This is a genomic window from Nocardia sp. 852002-20019_SCH5090214 (assembly GCF_001665865.1).
Classification (GTDB): Bacteria; Actinomycetota; Actinomycetes; order Mycobacteriales; family Mycobacteriaceae; genus Nocardia; species Nocardia nova.
The window spans coordinates 1-511 of sequence record NZ_LZMK01000110.1; the positions used below are offsets into that span (position 1 = coordinate 1).

General features: G+C 71.8%; 1 protein-coding gene. It reads left to right on the forward strand.

What is annotated here, in order from left to right; translation table 11 throughout:
* Positions 1–511, forward strand: a 511-nt coding sequence (locus A5780_RS08905) for an AAA family ATPase (RefSeq protein WP_156769427.1), incomplete at both ends; no start/stop codon positions are given.

Consider the following 511-nt stretch of genomic DNA (forward strand, 5'->3'; position numbering starts at 1 on the left):
GCCGCCCCCACACCGGCTTTGGCCCGCGCGGACGGGACCAGCGTCTACGTCACCGCCGGATCGACGCTCTACACCTCGCCGCAGATCGTCGCCGCGGAGAAGAGGCTGATCGCCACCGCCGGCCTCGGCGGCGGCGCCACGATCCCACGCTCCGCGGTCCAGACCGCGGAGGTCGAGTTCGCCGCCAACAACGATGGGCGCGGCCTGAACACGGGCCAAGCCGAGATGGTGGAGGCCTTCGCCACCTCCGGCAAGAGGTTTCAGGTCGCGGTCGCCCCGGCCGGGACCGGGAAGACCACCGCGATGCGGGTGCTCGTCGACGCCTGGACCAGCCAGGGCGGCACAGTGCTCGGGCTGGCACCGACCGGATCGGCCGCCGCGCAGCTGCACGCCGACACCGGCGCGACCACCGCCACCATCGACATGCTCAACGTCCACATCGACCAATTCCTCGACGGCACCGCCGATACCGACACCATCCCGGAGTGGGTGGACCTGATCGGGCCGGGGT